Origin of the sequence: Streptosporangium sp. NPDC006013 (genome assembly GCF_040614275.1) — a bacterium.
Classification (GTDB): domain Bacteria; phylum Actinomycetota; class Actinomycetes; order Streptosporangiales; family Streptosporangiaceae; genus Streptosporangium.
This window is the reverse complement of sequence record NZ_JBEXUE010000179.1, coordinates 1-18,137: the sequence shown is the minus strand read 5'-3', so window position 1 is coordinate 18,137 and position 18,137 is coordinate 1. Positions and strand designations below refer to the sequence as shown.

20 protein-coding genes are annotated in these 18,137 nt (G+C 69.7%); 14 read left to right on the top strand and 6 right to left on the bottom strand.

The genetic code is table 11. The features are described from left to right. Positions 1 to 206: 206 nt before the first annotated feature. Positions 207 to 2,000 carry an ATP-binding protein gene (locus ABZ260_RS25615; RefSeq protein ID WP_355622401.1) on the bottom strand — a complete coding sequence of 598 codons (1,794 nt, stop codon included), beginning with the start codon at positions 1,998 to 2,000 and terminating at the stop codon, positions 207 to 209. Next, complete coding sequence (locus tag ABZ260_RS25610; RefSeq protein ID WP_355622398.1) at positions 1,997 to 2,683, bottom strand: response regulator transcription factor; 687 nt, start codon at positions 2,681 to 2,683, stop codon at positions 1,997 to 1,999. Before ABZ260_RS25610 ends, ABZ260_RS25615 begins: the two co-directional genes overlap by 4 nt. Positions 2,684 to 2,773: 90 nt before the next feature. Between ABZ260_RS25610 and ABZ260_RS25605 the strand changes: the two genes are divergently transcribed. Together ABZ260_RS25605 and ABZ260_RS25600 are read left to right on the top strand one after the other, a co-directional pair. Beyond that, positions 2,774 to 3,478, top strand: a complete 705-nt coding sequence (locus tag ABZ260_RS25605) for a L,D-transpeptidase (protein ID WP_355622395.1) — start codon at positions 2,774 to 2,776, stop codon at positions 3,476 to 3,478. A gap of 30 nt (positions 3,479 to 3,508) precedes the next feature. Next, the gene (locus ABZ260_RS25600; protein WP_355622392.1) at positions 3,509 to 3,712 is read left to right on the top strand and encodes a hypothetical protein; all 204 of its coding nucleotides are present in this window, start codon (positions 3,509 to 3,511) and stop codon (positions 3,710 to 3,712) included. Here the strand turns inward: ABZ260_RS25600 and ABZ260_RS25595 are convergent. Further along, a complete protein-coding gene (locus ABZ260_RS25595) occupies positions 3,690 to 4,022 on the bottom strand; it encodes a hypothetical protein (RefSeq protein WP_355622389.1) in 333 nt (110 codons plus the stop codon). The genes ABZ260_RS25600 and ABZ260_RS25595 overlap by 23 nt on opposite strands. 134 nt (positions 4,023 to 4,156) lie before the next feature. Then, the gene (locus ABZ260_RS25590; protein ID WP_355622386.1) at positions 4,157 to 5,026 is read right to left on the bottom strand and encodes a LysR family transcriptional regulator; all 870 of its coding nucleotides are present in this window, start codon (positions 5,024 to 5,026) and stop codon (positions 4,157 to 4,159) included. A 70-nt stretch (positions 5,027 to 5,096) separates the two neighbouring features. On the opposite strand from ABZ260_RS25590, the gene ABZ260_RS25585 reads away from it, so the two are divergent. The 5 genes from ABZ260_RS25585 (at position 5,097) to ABZ260_RS25565 (ending at position 10,505) form a co-directional block, all read left to right on the top strand. After that, positions 5,097 to 5,354, top strand: a complete 258-nt coding sequence (locus tag ABZ260_RS25585; protein WP_355622384.1) for an SDR family NAD(P)-dependent oxidoreductase — start codon at positions 5,097 to 5,099, stop codon at positions 5,352 to 5,354. A gap of 116 nt (positions 5,355 to 5,470) precedes the next feature. Next, positions 5,471 to 5,902, top strand: a complete 432-nt coding sequence (locus ABZ260_RS25580; RefSeq protein WP_355622381.1) for a nitroreductase/quinone reductase family protein — start codon at positions 5,471 to 5,473, stop codon at positions 5,900 to 5,902. Positions 5,903 to 6,219: 317 nt separating this feature from the next. Then, complete coding sequence (locus ABZ260_RS25575; protein ID WP_355622378.1) at positions 6,220 to 8,250, top strand: ATP-binding protein; 2,031 nt, start codon at positions 6,220 to 6,222, stop codon at positions 8,248 to 8,250. A 262-nt stretch (positions 8,251 to 8,512) separates the two neighbouring features. Then, the gene (locus ABZ260_RS25570) at positions 8,513 to 9,799 is read left to right on the top strand and encodes a MurT ligase domain-containing protein (protein ID WP_355557233.1); all 1,287 of its coding nucleotides are present in this window, start codon (positions 8,513 to 8,515) and stop codon (positions 9,797 to 9,799) included. Further along, positions 9,789 to 10,505 carry a glutamine amidotransferase gene (locus tag ABZ260_RS25565; protein WP_355622375.1) on the top strand — a complete coding sequence of 239 codons (717 nt, stop codon included), beginning with the start codon at positions 9,789 to 9,791 and terminating at the stop codon, positions 10,503 to 10,505. Before ABZ260_RS25570 ends, ABZ260_RS25565 begins: the two co-directional genes overlap by 11 nt. Positions 10,506 to 10,567: 62 nt before the next feature. Here the strand turns inward: ABZ260_RS25565 and ABZ260_RS25560 are convergent, their stop codons facing one another. Continuing rightward, positions 10,568 to 10,930, bottom strand: coding sequence for a DsrE family protein (locus ABZ260_RS25560; RefSeq protein WP_355622372.1), 363 nt, complete (start codon positions 10,928 to 10,930; stop codon positions 10,568 to 10,570). A 224-nt stretch (positions 10,931 to 11,154) separates the two neighbouring features. Here ABZ260_RS25560 and ABZ260_RS25555 point away from each other — a divergent pair, with 224 nt between their 5' ends. The 7 genes from ABZ260_RS25555 to ABZ260_RS25525 all read left to right on the top strand — a co-directional run bounded on the left by ABZ260_RS25555 (position 11,155) and on the right by ABZ260_RS25525 (position 16,454). Continuing rightward, positions 11,155 to 11,664, top strand: a complete 510-nt coding sequence (locus ABZ260_RS25555; protein WP_355557248.1) for an FABP family protein — start codon at positions 11,155 to 11,157, stop codon at positions 11,662 to 11,664. Between the two features lie 91 nt (positions 11,665 to 11,755). Then, positions 11,756 to 12,061, top strand: a complete 306-nt coding sequence (locus ABZ260_RS25550; protein WP_355622369.1) for a DUF2470 domain-containing protein — start codon at positions 11,756 to 11,758, stop codon at positions 12,059 to 12,061. Positions 12,062 to 12,488: 427 nt separating this feature from the next. Then, entirely contained in the window at positions 12,489 to 13,424 is a 936-nt protein-coding gene (locus ABZ260_RS25545) for an NAD(P)-dependent oxidoreductase (protein WP_355622366.1), read from the top strand. 790 nt (positions 13,425 to 14,214) lie between these two features. Further along, positions 14,215 to 14,595, top strand: a complete 381-nt coding sequence (locus ABZ260_RS25540; protein WP_355622363.1) for a hypothetical protein — start codon at positions 14,215 to 14,217, stop codon at positions 14,593 to 14,595. A gap of 20 nt (positions 14,596 to 14,615) precedes the next feature. Continuing rightward, positions 14,616 to 15,548, top strand: a complete 933-nt coding sequence (locus tag ABZ260_RS25535; protein ID WP_355622360.1) for a hypothetical protein — start codon at positions 14,616 to 14,618, stop codon at positions 15,546 to 15,548. Positions 15,549 to 15,562: 14 nt separating this feature from the next. Next, the gene (locus ABZ260_RS25530; RefSeq protein ID WP_355622357.1) at positions 15,563 to 15,949 is read left to right on the top strand and encodes a YbaB/EbfC family nucleoid-associated protein; all 387 of its coding nucleotides are present in this window, start codon (positions 15,563 to 15,565) and stop codon (positions 15,947 to 15,949) included. Positions 15,950 to 16,040: 91 nt separating this feature from the next. Next, complete coding sequence (locus tag ABZ260_RS25525; RefSeq protein ID WP_030924489.1) at positions 16,041 to 16,454, top strand: Fur family transcriptional regulator; 414 nt, start codon at positions 16,041 to 16,043, stop codon at positions 16,452 to 16,454. 105 nt (positions 16,455 to 16,559) lie between these two features. Here ABZ260_RS25525 and ABZ260_RS25520 read toward each other — a convergent pair. Continuing rightward, positions 16,560 to 18,137: poly(A) polymerase (locus tag ABZ260_RS25520; RefSeq protein WP_355622354.1), on the bottom strand; the 1,578-nt coding region annotated here is incomplete at its 5' end.

Below are 18,137 nucleotides of genomic sequence, written 5' to 3'. Positions count from 1 at the left end.
GTGCTGCGCGTCTTCGGCCCCGAGGACTTCGCCGCCCCCGCCTGATCTGATCACCTCGTGTACGGCTCCCGGCCGGGGTTCCTGGCCGGGAGCCGTATCGGCTGTGGTGGCGACGGCAGCGGACGCCCTGTGGCGTGGATGGATGTGGACGATGACCATCCGTACCCTTGTGCTCCTGGTGGCATGGCGGGCCTTCAGGGGCCCCACTACGACGGAAGACACAGGGTGAATGTCGTGCGGACACCTGGCACGCTGGCGACCGTGGCTGTGCCGCCGTGCGCCTCGGCCAGGTTGCGCACGATGGCGAGCCCGAGCCCGCTGCCGCCGGTCTGGCGGTTGCGGGACTTCTCCGCCCGCCAGAACCGGTCGAAGACGTGGGGGAGGTACTCGGCGCGGATCCCGATCCCCGTGTCGGTCACCTCGACGACGACCTGGTCGCCATCCTGGCGGGCGCCCAGCGTGATGTGCCCGCCGCGTGGCGTGTAGCGCAGGGAGTTGGTCACCAGGTTGCCGATGGCCTGGCGGAGCCGTACCGGATCCGCGGTCAGCGGGGGGTCATCGATAACCACGGTGGTCAGCGTGAGCCCTGCGGCTTCGGCCTGGCCTCGGTGAGCGGTGGTCACCTGGTCGAGAAGGTCGCCGAGGTGGACGGGTTCGACGTGTAGACGGAGCTTGCCCGCGTCGGCGAGGGCGAGCTCCTGAAGGTCGTCGACGATGTGCTGCAGCAGCAGGATCTCCTCGACCAGCGAGGCGATCAGCGCGGGGTCCAACTCGGCGACGCCGTCCTGGGCGGCCTCCAGCCAGCCCCTGAGGTTGCTCAGCGGTGTGCGCAACTCGTGGGAGACGTCGCTGACCATGGCTTTGCGCTGCTCCTCCATGCGCTGGAGGTGTTCCGACATCTCGTTGAACGCCGTGGCGAGCTCGCTGATCTCGCCGGTGGTCCTGACCGTGACGCGGGCGGAGCTGTCCCCGTCACGCATCCGCTGCGCGGCGTGAGTGAGCGCGTTGACGGGCCTGACCAGGCGCCTGGCCGCCATGACGCTCACGCCCACGGTCAGCACGAGCACGAGGAGGGCGGCACCGGCGATCGAGGGCAGCGGGATGCGCTGGCCGGTGGCCTCGGCGGGGGAGCCGATGTACAGGTACGCCGCGGGGGCGACGTAGGGATCGAGTTGTTCTTTGCGGGCGGTGACGATGCAGGAGGAGATCATCTGACCGGGTTCGGCGACCGGCGGCATCGGCTGTTTCTCCTTGGAGACCCAGGTGAAGTCGAGGCCGACCGAGCCCCTTTCCGCGCCCTTGCCCTTGAGACACCTGCTGACCAGGAGGTTGAGTTGTTTCAACGCGGCCTTCTCGGTGCGCGTCGGCGTGCTGAAGGTGGTGGCGTCGCAGACGCCCACCACGATGGGGGCCTCGGCCGGCATCGGGCTCGGCATCGGGCTCGGCTCTTGACCGACCCCCTGGCTGAGCGTCGTGACGAGGGGCCTGCCGGTGTTCGAAACGGTCACCTGTACGGCCTGCCCGGTGCGGCCCGCGCAGGCGGCGTAGGTGTCGGCGGCCTTCCTCAGCCGGGCGCGATCGCGGGCGGACAGCAGGAAAGGACCCATCGCGCGTGGATCGATACGGTCCCTGGCCGCCCCCGGCACCAGGGTCACGTCCACGGCCAGTGGGTCGATGACGGCCGACACCTTGGCGGGCAGTGGGGTCCCGGCGGTCGCCGAGTCCGCGATGAGGGCACCGTTCTCGGTGGCCAGCGCGATACGGCGGCTGTTCTGGGCGGCGAGATCGCGCAGAGTGGCGGCGACGCCCGACCAGTCCGAATGGCGGGAGGCGTAGCCGAGCAGGCTGTTGTTGATCCGGGCGTCGCTGGCCAGCGTCTGGCCCTGCTCGCGCTGGATGGCGCCGGAGGTGCTGCTGGCAGCCAGCCACGCGGTCGCCGTGATCGAGCAGACTGCCACAACAGCCGAACTCGTGAGCAACCTGACGAACAACGACCTCATGCGCGGGTCAGTTTGTAGCCGACGCCGTACACGGTCAGCAGCCGGACCGGGCGGCGCGGATCAGGCTCGATCTTCTTGCGCAGGTTCATCACGTGCACGTCGACCGTGCGTTCGGTGATGAACCTGTCGAAGCCGTGGATGCGCTCCAGCAACTGCTTCCTGGTGAACACCCGCTCCGGCTCGGCAGCCAGCGTCTCGATGATCCGGAACTCCGCGAGCGTGCAGTCCACCGGCGTGTCCGCCGCGGTGACGGTGTGCCTGACCGGGTCCACGAGGAGATCGCCTGCCTGGAACACCTGCCGATCGGCGTCTTGGGACTTCCCGGTACGGCGCAGCAGGGTCCGCACGCGGGCCATCAGCTCACGTGGGCTGTACGGCTTGGCGACATAGTCGTCAGCACCGAGGTCGAGCCCCAACAGCAGATCGTCCTCGGTGGACCTGGCGGTCAGCATCAGGATCGGCAGGTCGGACTCGGCACGCAGCACTCGGCAGACGTCCAACCCGTCAACCTTCGGCATCATCACGTCGAGCACCACGAGGTCGGGATCCGTTCGCCGCGCCTCGTCGATCGCGGAACGCCCGTCGTGCACGACGAGGACCTCATGGCCCTCCCGCTCCAGATACCGCCTGAGCAGTTCGGCCTGCTTGGGATCATCCTCGGCGACCAGCACGTACGCGCACATGGGCTGAGGCTATGCCCAGGTCAGGGGTGCACATGGGATCCGCATGACAATCAAACAGGTTTCACACATTCTGTCGCCAGGCTGCGGCAGGTGAGAACCAACCTGCTTCGTACGGCTGTTGCGGCGACACTCGCCTTCCTGCTGACCGGCTGTGTGGGCAGCGCGAGCAGCGCCGCACGGCCCGAGCCGGCGAGCAGCGTCAGTTCGAAGATCGCGAGCGTCAAGGGATCTCGGATCATGGTCTACGGAAACAAGGAGGGGGCGGCACCGAGGATGATCACGAGCCCCAACGACTACGGCGCGGCGCGTGTCTTCCTGGTGGAACGTGATGAGGGCGAGTGGCTCCAGGTGCTGCTGCCGATCCGGCCGAATGGCAGCAAGGGCTGGATCAAGGCCACCGACGTGACGCTCGCGGAGACCGCCTACCGGGTGGAGATCGATCGCGGGGCGTTCAGGTTCACGGTCTATGACGGCGACAGGGCCGTCAGGACGGGCAAGGTCGCGACGGGTGAAGCGGGCACGCCGACACCTCCAGGTCGTTACTTCTTCACCGAGCTGGTGAAGCCCGTCGACCAGGGCGGGGCCTACGGCGCCTACGCCTTCGGGCTGAGCGGCTTCTCTCCGGTGCTGAAGAGCTTCGCCGGTGGCCCAGGCCAGCTGGCAATCCACGGGACGAACAAGCCCTCCGCCATCGGCACGCGGGCCAGCCACGGCTGCGTCCGGATCAGCAACGACGACATCACCTGGATGGCGAAGAACCTGGCGATCGGTACTCCGGTCGTCGTACAGGGCTGAGGCCCGACTTGAATGAACAGGGGAACCCATATGAAGATCAAAGCCACGCTCATCGGCATCAGCGCGCTGCTGGCCCTGACCGCGGGCCTCGCAGGCTTCTCGGGCACGGCCGCGGCCGATCCCAAGAAGCCGTCCGTCACGCCCGCCGCGGCGCCGGCCGAGCAGCGGCCCACGGTCAAGACGACGGCGGGTCCGAAGGAGCCCGTCGTCGTCAGGCCGGCCTACACCGGCTGACCGCGGTGCGGCGCCGCAGCCCCCGGGCCTGCGGCGCTTGCACCTTGGCGCCCGAGGTCTCGCCGCGAGCGAGACGAGGGCGAGGGGGCTGACCGTCCCCCGAGCAGAGCACGGACGCGGTCGACGGGCTCACCACGGTGATCCCGGCCGGCACCAGGTCCGAGACGAGCGCGGCGATGCCGCCGTAGAGCACGTCGGCCGGCTGTACCAGGCGCGGTCGTACCTCCTCTCCTGCCCGCGGTCGCGTCAGCGACCAGGCCATCGCGGGCAGGAGTGGAGTGCCCAGGGCGTCTGCCGGTGCGACTACCACCAGCAGTGCTTTTTGAAGCTCCGAACGGCTACTGCGGCATCGGTGGCACCAGCGTCAAGCTAGATGACCCGTCCGGGTAGCGTCTGGATCCCTGGGTAGCTGGGATCGCTGAGACCTCCGCGCGTCTTTTCCTGCTAACTGAGCCTGCCGTAACCGCCTTTCCCGCGGTGCGCGGCGACGCTGGTGGCCGCCCGGACGAAGGCAGCTAGGGCCAGCGATTGGCTCTGCTCCGGCCAGGCGATCATCATCGTGGTCGGTGGCGCATCGAGAACAGGCACACACACGACGTCGCCGCCCACATAGCCACGAGCGGACTCCGGCAGGATGGCGATGGTCCGCCCCATGGCGATGAGTTGCATCAGTTGTCCGGCGTCACGCACTTCGGGGCCTTCGGCATCGTCCTCAAGCAGGGCCGCCCAGCGCGGCATGACCTCGCCGTCCAGGTCCGCCAAGGTCACCGCTGTCCTTCCGGCCAACCGGTGCCGCGCCGGCAATACCACAACCTGTCCCTCGACCAGCAAGTCCTCAGAGTCGAGCCCGGTCAGGTCAGGCCGCCCATGCAGCAGCCCGATGTCGGCGAAGCCGCCACGCAGCAGGGCCGCCTGCTCGCCGAAGCCGCAAAACAGCACGTCCACTGCGATCGCCTCTGGTTCGCTCTCATAGGCGGCCAGGATTTCCGGCAACATGCCGCCGTCACCGACGGCCTTCGTCACCAGGACCAGCCTGTGATCCTCTTGGCCCGCTCGCTGGGTACGACGAGCAGCCGCTGCCAGGCCTTCCAGGGCCCTCCTGCCTTCGTGGAGCAGCACTTGACCCGCCGCTGTGAGAGTGACCTTTCTGCTGGTTCGCTCCAGTAACAAAACACCCAGGCGACGTTCGAGCTGCTTGATGGTTCTGGACAAGGGCGGCTGCGCGATGCCGAGGCGTTGTGCTGCTCGGCTGAAGTTCAGCTCCTCGGCGACCGCCACGAAATAGGCAAGCTCGCGAGCTTCCAGCCCATCCATACCTCTAGGGTATGGCTCGTGATCGAGCTGGTCATGGTGTTTGGCCGCCCATACGTGATGAAGTCTGATCATGACACACGACACGGTGTCCACCCCGAAGGTCGCCCTGGTGACTGGGACGAACAAGGGGATCGGATACGAGATCGCCGCTCAGCTCGCTGATCTGGGCATGACGGTGCTGCTCGCGGCCAGGGATTCGAACCGGGGCCACAAAGCGGCCGAGGCGCTGCGATCCACCGGCGGCGACGCCTACCCGATCACGCTCGACGTCACCCTCCCGGCCTCGGCCGTGGTCGCCGCCGCACTCCCGTCCAGGGCGCGGCGATAGCCGTACGGCTGGCGACCCTCGGGCCCGATGGTCCTACAGGCGGTTTCTTCAACGACGATGGCCGGGTGGCGTGGTGAGTTGCTGTCGCGATATGCCCCACGGTAGAGATGAGGGAAATGATGGAGAGGTACTGGCGTCCCGGCTGGCTCGCCGTACGGGTGGTCAACCCGGTGATTCGACGGCTGGGAACGGTCACCACGCTTGAGGTCGTGCGACGCCAGACCGGCACCCTTCAGCTCGTGCCGGTGAACGTCCTCGAACTCGACGGCGACCGTTACCTGGTCTCCATGCGAGGTCAGACACATTGGGTGCGCAACCTCCGTGCCACTGGCCGCTGCCACCTGCAAAGGCGTGGTCGGCGGCGCGCGTACCTGGCGGCGGAGCTGTCCGGGGAGCAACTGTCACGCATCATCGCCGCCTACAGGGATCGATGGCAGGTACAACGCTTCTTTGACAAAATGCCTGATCCGACCGACCATCCGGCCTTCCATCTCTATCCGGTCGAAAACGTATCTGTGGAGCTAGGGACTGAACCCCAGACTCTCTGATGCTTCGTACCGGCCAGATCTGTTGCCATCGGCAAACCGCTACCACCAGCAGTACCAGCACAAGAACCCGGGAGGCTACTGCGGCATCGGCGGGACCGGGGTTGAGCGCCTCGTGAGACTGACCTCCGGCGACGCGTAGACCTGCGAAGACAGCCGAAACCTGGCCCAGGTCGGCCCGGTCCGTCCGGTGTCGATTTGGGACTGGTGTCGTTTTCGGCGAGGAGTTTCATTACAGGGTTAAAGGCGGTTCGCTGCGGGGCCCGCCGGGTGCGCTGGTCGGGCCGCGTGCCCGGCTGCGGCGCTCCGGCCGGTCCGGCGTGACCAGCGAGGCCGACACCGCGCCCGGCGCGCCGGCCGTCGAGCTCGGGGCCATCCTCGACGGCCAGGACAGGCCGGTCGGCTCGTTCAGGGTCCCGCTGGCCACCCTCAACCGGCACGCGTTCGTCACCGGCGCCACCGGCTCCGGCAAGTCCCAGACCGTCAGGCACCTGCTGGAACAGCTCACCGGCGCGGGCGTCCCGTGGCTGGCCATCGAGCCGGCGAAGTCCGAGTACGCCTCGATGGGCGGCCGGATCGAGCACCTCGCCCCGGTGACCGTGATCAACCCGTCCGCCCCGGAGAGCGTGCCGTTCAGCGTGAACCCGCTCGCTCCCGAACCCGGCTATCCGGTCCAGGCCCACATCGACATGGTCCGGGCGCTGTTCATGGCGGCCTTCGACGCCGAGGAGCCGTTCCCGCAGATCATGTCGCTCGCCCTGCAGCGGGTGTACGAGGCCAACGGGTGGGACGTGGTCACCGGCTGGGCCGCTCCCGGCGCCGCCGTGCGGCCCGCCGTGCCGACCCTCGAACAGCTGCAGCGGCACGCGATGGAGGTGATCAAGGAGATCGGCTACGGGCGGGAGGTCCAGGCCGATGTGGAGGGCTTCATCTCGCTGCGGCTGCGGTCGCTCCGGGTCGGCTCCGCCGGCCGGTTCTTCGAGGGCGGCCACCCCGCCGACATCGGCGACCTGCTCCAGCGCAACGTGGTGCTCGCGATCGAGGACGTCGCCAACGACGAGGACAAGGCGTTCCTGATGGGCACGCTGATCATCCGGATCGTGGAGCACCTGCGGATGCGGGCCAGGAAGGAGCGGAGCAGCGGGCTGAAGCACGTCATCGTGATCGAGGAGGCGCACCGGCTGCTCCGCGACCGGGGCGCGGGGCGGGCCAGCACGCACGCCGTCGAGCTCCTGGCGGGCATGCTCGCCGAGATCCGCGCGTACGGCGAGGGCATCGTGGTCGCCGAGCAGATTCCCACGAAACTGGTCTCCGACGTCGTGAAGAACACCGCGCTGAAGGTCATCCACAGGCTCCCCGCCGAGGACGACCGCCGACTGGTCGGGGCGGCGACGAATCTGAGCGAGGAGCAGTCCCGGCAGGTCGTCTCGCTCCCGCCCGGCGTCGCCGCGGTCTTCGCCGACGGCATGGACCGGCCGCTCCGCATCCAGGTGCCGCTGGGCGAGGACCGCGAGCGCCCGGTCCCCGGCCACACGCCGCCCATCTGCGGCCGCCGCTCGGCGGCGTGCGGGCAGGAGTGCCGCAACGGCCGGGCGTGCACGCTGGTCGAGCTGCGCGAGGCGGACCTGCTCGCCGAGGCGCCCGAGTGGGCCTGGCTGCGGATCTGGACGGACACGCTGGTGCTGGCGTTCTGTACCAACAGGCCGGCGCCCGGGGTGCCCCGGGCACTGGCCGACCTCTGGGCGGAGCTCCCGGCACGGCGGCGCGAATGCCTGCTGGCCACGACCGCCGAACGGTGCGTGGGCCGCCGCGCGTGGTCGTTGCGGACCGTCCACGACCCGGCCAAGCTGACCGAGCAGGTCGCCGCGATCGCGACCAGGCTGCTCGGTCCCGACCGCGACCCCGGCGAGCGGCCCGGACCCGCCTGGGTCATCCCGCAGGTGCGGTGGCTGCATGAGGTGGACCGGCTCTTCCCGCACGGCCAGCCCGCGCCCAACCCGCGCGGCTCCGCGCCGGTCATGGAGTACGCCCTGTTCAACCGTCCCGCGGGCGGCTCCGAGCTGCTCGGCCACCGGGCCAAGGCGCTCCGCCACCACCCGCTCTCCATGGAGGTGGACCGCAACCGGGAACTGGCCTGGCGGGTGATCCTCGGCGACGACGAGCGCGAGAGTGTGGAGCGCGACATCCTCACGGTCACCATCGGCATCGACCCGGCCGAGCGGCTCCGGCACGTGGCCCAGACGATGGGGGCAGGCTGGCTGGAGAGCGTGCTGTCGTGGCCGCACCGGTTCGTGCTGCCGTTCGACGCCGATTCGCAGGAACCCGTCGAACTCGCGTTCGCCGAGCAGTGAGGCGTGGCCGGGAGGGATATCCGGCCACATCTCCCGCTGTGGAGCCTGTGGAGTCCGTTCCCGCCGTATGGTGAGAGCGGTCTGGTCTGCGGCCTTTACGCTTGACCATCACCGGCCGGGGTGTGTGACGTGCCGTCCGGGGGTGGGGGTGCCGAAGCCCGGCTAAGATCTGCGGCATGAACGATTCGGCGATTCCGGTCCCGCGGCCGGGCTGGCTGGCCGCCGGGTCGTCCCGCGAACGGTCGCCAAGCGAGGAGACGGCATGACTCAGCTTCCGCTGCGGGCGCAGCTCGCCACCGCTCTCGGCCGGACGGCCGCGACACTGTCCCGGGTCACCGGACGCGGAGACGGGTCGGTGATCGGAGGCCGGGTCAGCATGCTCCTGGAGCCCGACCTGCTGCGCCAGCTGGCACGAGACCGCAAGCTCGCGCTGGTGAGCGCGACCAACGGCAAGACCACGACGACCCGCCTGATCACCTCCGCGCTGTCGGATCTCGGCGACGTCGCCACCAACGCCTTCGGCGCCAACATGCCCGCCGGGCACGTCTCGGCACTGTCGTCGGCCAAGCACGCCCCGTACGGGGTGCTTGAGGTCGACGAGAAGTACCTGCCCGAGGTGATCGACACCACCGGCGCCGGGGTCATCTGCCTGATGAACCTCAGCCGGGACCAGATGGACCGGGCGGGCGAGATCTGGCTGCTCGCCCAGAAGTGGCGGCGGGCGCTGGCCGGCAAGAACACCCATGTGATCGCCAATGCCGACGACCCGCTGGTGACCTGGGGCGCCTCCACCGCGGCCTCGGTCACCTGGGTGTCGGCCGGGCAGCCGTGGAAGGAGGACTCCTGGTGCTGCCCCGAGTGCGGCGGCCCCCTTGACCGCAAGGGCATGGAGTACGTTCCGCCGGGCAGCCTCGGCTCCGGTGCCTCCTCGCAGGCCGGGGAGAACGACTGGGCCTGCCGCGAGTGCACCTTCCGGCGGCCTGAGCCGTCCTGGGTGCTCGACGACGACGCGGTGATCGACCCGCGCGGGCAGCGCTGGGTGCTGGACATCCAGCTCCCCGGACGGGCCAACCGGGCCAACGCGGCGATAGCGCTGGCCACCGCCGAGGCGTTCGGGCTGCCCGTCGAGCGGGCGCTGCCCCGGTTGCGCGAGGTCAGGTCGGTCGCCGGCCGCTACACCACCGTGGAGCGCGACGGACGGCACGCCCGGCTGCTGCTGGCCAAGAACCCGGCCGGCTGGCTGGAGGCCTTCGACGTGCTCGACTCCTCGCTGCCGGTGATCCTCTCGGTCAACGCCCAGGGCCCCGACGGCCGCGACACCTCATGGCTGTGGGACGTCGACTACCGCGTGCTGCGCGGCAGGCCGGTCTTCGTGACCGGTGAGCGGCGGCTCGACCTCGCGCTCCGGCTGGATGTGGCGGACGTGCCGTTCCAGCTGGCCGGATCGTTCGAGCAGGCGCTCGGCGCGCAACCGCCGGGCAAGGTCGACGTGATCGCCAATTACACCGCCTTCCAGCAGATTCGATCGGAGTTCGGTCGTGCAGTCTGACAGCGCTCTACGCCTTGTCTGGATTTATCCGGACCTGTTGAGCACGTACGGCGACCAGGGCAACGTCCTGGTCCTGGAGCAGCGCGCCCGGCGCCGCGGCATCCCGGTCGAGACCGTGCACGTGCGCTCGGCCGACCCGGTCCCGGAGAGCGGTGACATCTACCTGATCGGCGGCGGCGAGGACCGGCCGCAGATCCTGGCTTCCGAGCGGCTCCGGCGTGACGGCGGCCTGCACCGGGCCATCCAGCGGGGCGCGGCCCTGCTGGCCGTGTGCGCGGGCTACCAGATCGTGGGCACCACCTTCGGCGGCGAGGAGGGGCAGCCGGTCGACGGCATCGGCCTGATCGACATCTCCAGCGGCCGTGGTGCGGGCCGGGCCGTCGGCGAGCTGGCCGGGGAGGCGGACCCGGCGCTCGGCATCCCGACGCTGACCGGCTTCGAGAACCACATGGGCGTCACCCGGCTCGGGTCCGGTGTCCGGCCACTGGCACGTACGGCGGTCGGCACGGGTAACGGCGACGGCACCGAGGGCTGCTACACCGGCAAGATCGTCGGCACCTACCTGCACGGTCCGGCGCTCGCCCGTAACCCCGGCCTCGCCGACCTGCTGCTCACCTGGGCGGTGGGCGCCCAGTTGCCGCCGATCGACGACTCCTGGTTCGAGCGCCTCCGCGAGGAGCGCCTGGCCGCGGTGCTGCCCGGCTGACGCCGGAAACCGGCCGTCCGGCCTTGCCGGGCGGCCGGAGGGCGTGCCTCACCAGGCGGCGTTCAGTAGACGAGAGCCTGGACGCCTTCGCCCAGGACCTCCTCGACGAACGTGGGGGCGCCCGCGATGCGAATGCCCTCGATCACGTCGTCGACCGTTATGTCGCGCCGGGCCGCGCACTGGGTGCACAGCGTCACCCTGCCGCCGGCGAGCACCGCGTCGAGCAGGTCGCCGAGCTGGGCGGCGTGCGGGAGGGTGAACTCCTTCGCCCGTCCGGGGAGGGCGAACCACGCGGACTCGCCGGTCAGCCAGAGCGAGACGGGGACTCCGCTCGCCAACGCCGCCGCGGCCACCGTGAACGCCTGGTTGCAGCGCTCGGGTGAGTCTTCGCCGGCGGTAACCTTGATCACCAGTGATCGTGCCATGTCCGAAGCCTATGCGGGTCCGCCTCGCGGGCGCGAACCATATCAGGGCGGTTCCAGGTCCTGTTTCCCGGATCTTCTGCCCACCGCGGTCGGTCGGGCGGCGCCGCACCGCGTTGCCGCCGGTCACCGCGGCACGCCGCCGCTCCCTTTGCCGCTCTGCGGGGCACCACCTGACCGGCCCTCACCACGGCGAGCGTCGCGCGACAGGGCCTAGGCTCGGACCCATGGACGTTCCCGAACTGCATCCCGATCTTGAGCCGATCGCCTTCCTCGTGGGCGTGTGGGAAGGCGCCGGCGTCGGGGGATATCCGACGATCGAGAGTTTCAACTTCGGCCAGGAAATCGTCTTCGGCCACAACGGCAAGCCGTTCCTGACCTACAACAGCCGCACCTGGCTGCTCGACGAGGCGGGCAACAAGGTCCGCCCGCTGGGCGTCGAGACCGGTTTCTGGCGCCAGCTCCCCGGGCGTCAGCTGGAGGTGTGCCTGTCACATCCCACGGGCATCGTGGAGGTCTACGTCGGTGAGGTGGTCTTTCACAAGATCGAGCTGCATACCGACGTGGTGGCCCGCACCGCCACCGCCAAGGAGTACACCGGAGGCCACCGCCTCTACGGCCTGGTCAACGGCAACCTGATGTGGGCGTACGACATGGCGGCCATGGGCCAGCCGATTCAGTCCCACATCTCGGCCGAGCTCAAGCGGGTCGGTGACTTCGTCCCCGACGCCGGGTGAATTCCCGAAGGGGCGCGAGCCGGGTACCGGATGAGCGCTCCTGCTCGCACCCGGGGGCGACAGAGGCAGGGCGCTGACTACGCTCTGTGCAATGAGTACTCCCTTCACCCCCGAAGCGGTCGAGGCCATCAAGCGCCACATGAACGACGATCACGCTGACGACGCGCTACTGATCTGCAAGGGCCTCGGCGGACAGCCCGAGGCCACCGGTGCGACGACGACCGGTGTCGACGCCGAGGCGATCGAGTTCGCCGCCGTGGTCGGCGGGCTTGAGGTTCCGGTCCGGGTCCCGTGGAGCAGCACGCTGACCGAACGCGCGCAGGTCCGTACGGAGGTCGTCCGCCTCTATCGGGACGCCTGTGCGGCCCTCGGCGTCCCTGCCCGCGGCGAGCACTGACCGGGAGCCGCCCCGATCCGGGAGCCCGCCGGCCGGCGTCGAGCACGACGGCCGTGAGGATCGGCAACGGACCGGTCACCGGAGCCGATCCCGGTCGCGGACCTTCGCCTTCCACTGCCCCGGGGCACTGTCCGGAGCCTGCCCCGGGGCACCGCCCTGGAGGTGCCGGCCGGAAGCCGGGGCCGGTGATTACGGCGCTGGCCGGGGGTTTTATTCGGATGACCTTATTCGTTGGCTTTTTCCGGCCTTTCATACCTTGAATGCATTTTCGCGCTGAACTTCCAGCTGGAGGAGGCCACGAAGGGGCAAGTCCGAAAACAGGAGAGGCTGATGGGGCCGTTGGTGACAGTCGGGTCAATGTCAGGACTGATCATGGCATTCGTGGAAAGCTCCCAGATGCTGAAATTTCCTGAAATAAGGAGGCGCGGTGAAACCGCGAGCCCTTGTGCTGGCGCCAATGCGAGGTCCGGAGTGGGACCGTCTGAGAGAGCTGATCGACGTCCACTACGACCCGGCTGAGCACGGTCCGTACCAGGCTGCCGACCTCGCTCGGCGGCTCGCGGACATCGGGGCGCGCATCCTCATCACCGAGTCCGACGAGGTCGCGGGCCCGGTGCTGGATCTTCCCCTGCTGGTGGTGGGCTGTGCCCGCGGCGACGCGGGGAACGTGGACCTCGGCGCGGCCACCGACAGGGGCATTCCCGTCGTCTGCGCCCCGGGGCGCGACGCCGACGCGGTGGCCGAGCTCACCCTCGCCCTGATCCTCGCGGTGACCCGCCGGGTGGCGGTCGGCGACCGGGAGATCCGCTACGGCATGGTCTCCTACCGGCGGCACCGCGCGTGGGAGCTCGCGGGCCGGACCGTCGGCCTGATCGGCTACGGGGCGGTCGGCCACGCGGTGGCCTGGCGGATGAGGGGGCTGGGCATGCGCGTCATGGTCTACGACCCCGAGGCGGCGGAGAACCGGTACGGCCTCGACGTCCTGCTGGCCCAGGCCGACGTCGTCTCCTTACACGCCACCGCGTCCGCGAGGCCGCTGATCGGCGCTGTGGAGTTCGCCGCGATGAGGACCGGAGCGATCTTCGTCAACACCTCCGACGCGGCCCTGCACGACATGGACGCTCTCGTCGGAGCGTTGAAGGCGGGCCATCTGGGCGGCGCGGCCCTCGACAGGTTCGCCGGGGACTGGCTCGACCCGTCCCACCCGCTCGCCGACATGGACAATGTGGTGCTCACCCCGCACCTGGGCTCGGGGACCTACGACACCGAGATCAACCACACCCGGATGATCTGCGAGGACATCGTCAGGATCCTCGGCGGGGAAAGCCCGCTGCACTGCGCCAATCCTGGTTTCCAGGGGTGACCCCCAGCCCCTCGGCCCCGAGGGTGTCACGGTCCCGGGTCCGTGCACCGCGGCTTGACGGGAGGCGACCGCGACACGATCTGGAGTCGTACGGGAAAGGCGCGTCCCGGCCCGGGGCGGAGGGCCTGGAAAGAGGAGTGCCGGAAAGGGAAGAACCCCGGGCCGCTTCCTCCTGGCTGAGCAGGAGGGCCGGTGGACCAAAGGCGGGATTGCCCGCCCCCGGCGGCCCGGGGTTCCGGTGATTGTCGTGGATTCGCCGAACGTCGCCAGACGCCCGGACAGAGTCCGGTCGCGGCGTCCTAGCGGACAGCCACCTCGCTAGCCCAACTATGATCAACCATTGTTCGGACCACCTCCTTTCGGCGTGCCTGTACGTTATGAAATCTCATGCCGCCGAGGCAAATGAATATTCTCCATCCCGCCGAACTGAGGCTCCGGCCCCAGAGCCGATCCCCTGACCAGGTCCGATGTGGCCTGATGGGAGCGAGGGGCGGGCAAACGATCACAGTTGCTCCGCCGTTGCCAACTCTGGACAAGGCTGCGGTGCATGACGCCATGCGCCATGCGAGCCCCTGGTCTTCGTGAGGGGCCTCGGGGATCGCCGCCGGTCCGGGCCGGAGTTCAGGGCAGGAATCACCGAGCTGCCTCGGTGCGGGGTCCGTCCGGCCGGCCAGGTGGGACGATTAGGATTAATGCCACTTTAATCATAAATTATCCCATCTGGAACATACGGCCAAGATACTTTCGCTCGTAGCGCCTTGTGATCTTTCTAGTGTCAGGAGGCCGGTAGTTGGCCGATCCCGACTCCGTAGGCAATCCGTCAACCATGGCTTACAACCACGATCAGCTGCAGAATCAGGCGGGGCTCGGCTTTGCCGACGTCAGCAGTGATCTTGGCGCCGTGGTCAAACGCGCCCTTGAGGACTTACAGGCCATCGGCCCCCTGTCGAGCGGGGAGGAGGTGGACCAGCGGTTTCTCGAATGGTTCACCCCCAAATGCGAACAGATGCTGACACTGACGGCCGACCTCGCCGGCGCCTACGATGACATCGGAAAAGGGCTGATCGCGATGAGCCGCAACGTGTCGGAGATCGACTGGGGCTTGGCGAAGAGTCTGGACGCGGTGCCGGACTACACCGACGACGGCCCGGTGAAGCGGGCCGAATCATGATCCCGACGAAGGCTCTTACCATGGTCGGCCTCACCGGGTTGGGCTCCATGGCGGCGCTGAAGATCTACGCCGGCGTCACGGCTCCCGAGATCCCCCCCGAAAAGCTGCGGGAGGTCGCGAAGGTCTTCTTCCGGCTGGCCGACGAGATCGACGGCGGAAGCGGGAAGGACGGCATCGCGGATCAGGCCGACGCGCTGGCCGTCTCGGTGTGGAAGAACTCGGGGAACGAGGGCCAGGGCAGCGAGGGCCAGAGCATCGAGGCGTTCCGCCGCGTCTATCAGGACGCCGTGTCCGTCTACGTGCCACAGCTCGCCAAGGACTGCCGGATCGTGGCCATCGGCTGCGAGGCGTACGCGGAACAGATCGAGGAGGTCAAAAAGGGCTTCGCCGTTTACGAGGATCTGATCTTGCAGATCGTGTGGCTCGTGGCGTTCCAGCCGATGACGACCGCCCTCTACGGGTTCGCCGCCGCGCGGATCGCCGCACTGGCCGCGGCGGCGAGAGGCCTGCAGACCGCCTTCGCCATGAACGCGGCGAGAATCATGGCGATGGCCGTGCCGAAGTACGCCATGACCACGCTTCTCTACATGGCGGTGGACGGCGCGGCCTACGCGGCCGGGTCGATGGGACTGACCAAGCTCGTCCAGCTCGGCAACGACCAGCCGACGGGTTCGGGGAAGGAGAACGCCGCCGAGTTCGGCAAGATCGTTGGAGCGAACGGCGCGTACGTCCTCGCCTACGACCTGGCCAAGGTACCCCTTGGCAGTGCGCCGACCACTCGCGGCATCGAGCTGGGCGCACGCCTGTTCGGCTCGGGCGCCGGCTTCACCCCCACCTACAACCTGTTGGACGACAACGGCAAGGTCATGCCCACGGACGAGGAGTGGATGACCAAAATCACCGGGCACGGCCTGCGCTCGGTCATCTTCCCGCCCGGGTGGAAATTCAAATAGCGAAGGAGCACACCGTGGATCGCCCGAACGACGCGACACTGCGCGTGATGGAGGACGGCCTGAGTGATCTCACAGGCAAGGGTGAGGCGGCGGACGCGATGATCCAAGCCGTCACCGACTCGGCGGGCCGGCTCCTGAAGCTCACCTTGAACCCGCGCGTCATGCGGATGGACAGCCAGAAGCTGGCGGAGGAGCTCTGCCTGGCCGTACAGCGGGCGCAGCTGGACGGGGAGCGCAGGACGCGAGAACTGGTCGGTGAAGCGCTCGGCTCGCCGGCACCGGGAAATCTGACCGATCGCGCGCAGTTCTGGGACGGGCTGCGGGGGCTGCGGGAATCCTTCGACCAGTCGATGACGGAGCGGGTGGAGAAGGTCGCGCGGCGGCTCCAGGACCTGGACTAGCTTCTTGGGCCCGGCCTTCGGGGCTGTCCGGCGTACGTGTTCCGTGGCGGAGGGCGTTCACCGACATGGCGACTGCTCCTAGACTCTGGACATGACCGAGACGTCGTGGCATGAGGAACTGCGGGCCCGTGGTTACCGGGTCACTCCGCAACGCCAGCTGGTGCTTGAGGCGGTCAAGGCCTGCGAGCACGCCACCCCGGAGGAGATCTGCAACCGGGTGCGGGAGACCGCTCGCGGGGTGAACATCTCGACCGTCTACCGGACCCTTGAGCTCCTTGAGGAGCTCGGCATGGTCACCCACTCCCATCTCGGGCACGGTGCCCCCACCTACCACCTGACCTCCGAGGCCGATCACGTGCATCTGGTCTGCCGCGGCTGCGGGGAGATCAGCGAGGTCAGTCCGGATCTGGTGGAGAGCTTCGTCGACAACCTCGACCAGAAGCTCGGGTTCGTCACCGATGTGCACCACCTGACGGTCTTCGGCCGCTGCCGGAACTGCCGCTAGCGGCGGGAACCCGGCCGCCACCTTCGCGGACGCGGCCGGCCGGCGACCGCGCCGGCGCCGCGGCGGAGGCACACCCGGCCGCGGGGAACCCGGATCGAGGCGTGATCAGCGGAGCGTCGGCACCTCGCCGCCCTCCGCCCACTCGACGCCGACTCCGCGCAGGCCCGCCGCCCACGGACCGGCCGTCTCGGCCAGCGCGGCCGCGTCCGGCGGCGTGCGGCCGAGCCCTATCGCGAACCGGGCCATTCCCGGCCCGGTCTCGAACGGCCGGGGCCAGGCGTGCGCGTCCCGTGCCCCCGCGCGTTCCAGGGAGGTGAGCAGCGCACGCATCCGGCCCCGGATGCGGCCCAGCGTCACGGCGAACCGCTCGGCCCGCTCGTCCCGCACGGTCACCACCGCCCACGCGGCGTGCCGCCGGTGCGACGGCGGCGCCGACAGCAACTCCTCCCGGGGGCTCCGGCCGGTCCGCGCCGCCTCCTCCACGATCTCCCAGGCGGTGTAGAGCTCCTGTGCCAGCAGATCCCGCCCGCCGGCGCCGACCTGTTCACTGCACAGGCGGACGGGGGCCGTGGGGGTCGTGACCGACACGGCCGCGCCGGACCCTCCGTCCGGCGGCCCGCCCGGCGGCCCGTCCGGTGCCTCCGGCCACAGGCCGACCGGCCGGCGCCAGTCCCATGCGGCCCAGGTACCGAAGAAGTGCCGGAGCAGGTCGCCGGGAGGAAGATCCCCGGATTCGCACACCGTCCGCGCCGCGAGGATGGTCCAGGCCAGGCCCGGCAACCCGCCGAACGGGGCCGAGTCCAGCCCGCGCGCCCTCGCCCATGCCTTCACCTCCCGGGCCAGCCCGGCGAAGGCGGCGCGGTTCGCGCCGACCGCGGCGAGCACGGCGTCGGCGTCGCTGACCGCGCTCAATGCGATCGCCGAGGCCTCGTCCAGCTCCGTACGGCGCGACACCGCCTCGGCGGGGGTGACGCCCGTGACCGCCACGACGGCCAGATCGACGTCCAGACCGTCGATCCGCAACCGGAGGCCGGGCACCCTGGCGCCGATCACACTCCGCAGCCCGATCGCCTCCGGCAGTGCCGCCCGCACCCGCGCCTCGACGTCCGCGGGGGCGACCGGCGCGGGCAGCGCCGCCACCAGGTCCAGGTCCGCGTCGGCCAGGGCGCAGCCCAGGCGTCGCGACCCGGTGACGTGAACGACCCCCTCGGCCAGCGAGACCCGCAGCCGCGCCACGACCTCCCGTGCCACGGCGGCGCCGTGACGCTCCCGCGCCTCGGAGCCGTCCGCGCCGTCCGCGCCGTCCTTTCCCGATCCCGGGGCGTCCCCGGGGCCGTCGGGCGCGCGTGTTCCGTGGTCGAGCCAGCGCACCTCGCCCGTTCCGAGAGCGACGGTCGCCCGGGGCCGCATGGGCTCCTCACCCCGGCGTGACAGCAGGACCAGCTCGCCGACCCGCACCGGCCCGCCGCCCAGCCGCGCCGCGCAGTCGGCGACGAGCCGTTCGGGATCCCGGACCCTTCCCAGGGTCAGGTGCGGGGTGTAGCCCGTGGAGCGGCCCCGGCAGCGGGGGAACCCGCGCTCCAGCGCGTGCTGTTCGCCCGCGTCGAGCGCTACTACACCGCGGTCGAAAAGCAGCTCGGGCTCGGGCGGACACCTCCCAGACCCACCCGGCCCGCGGCGGTC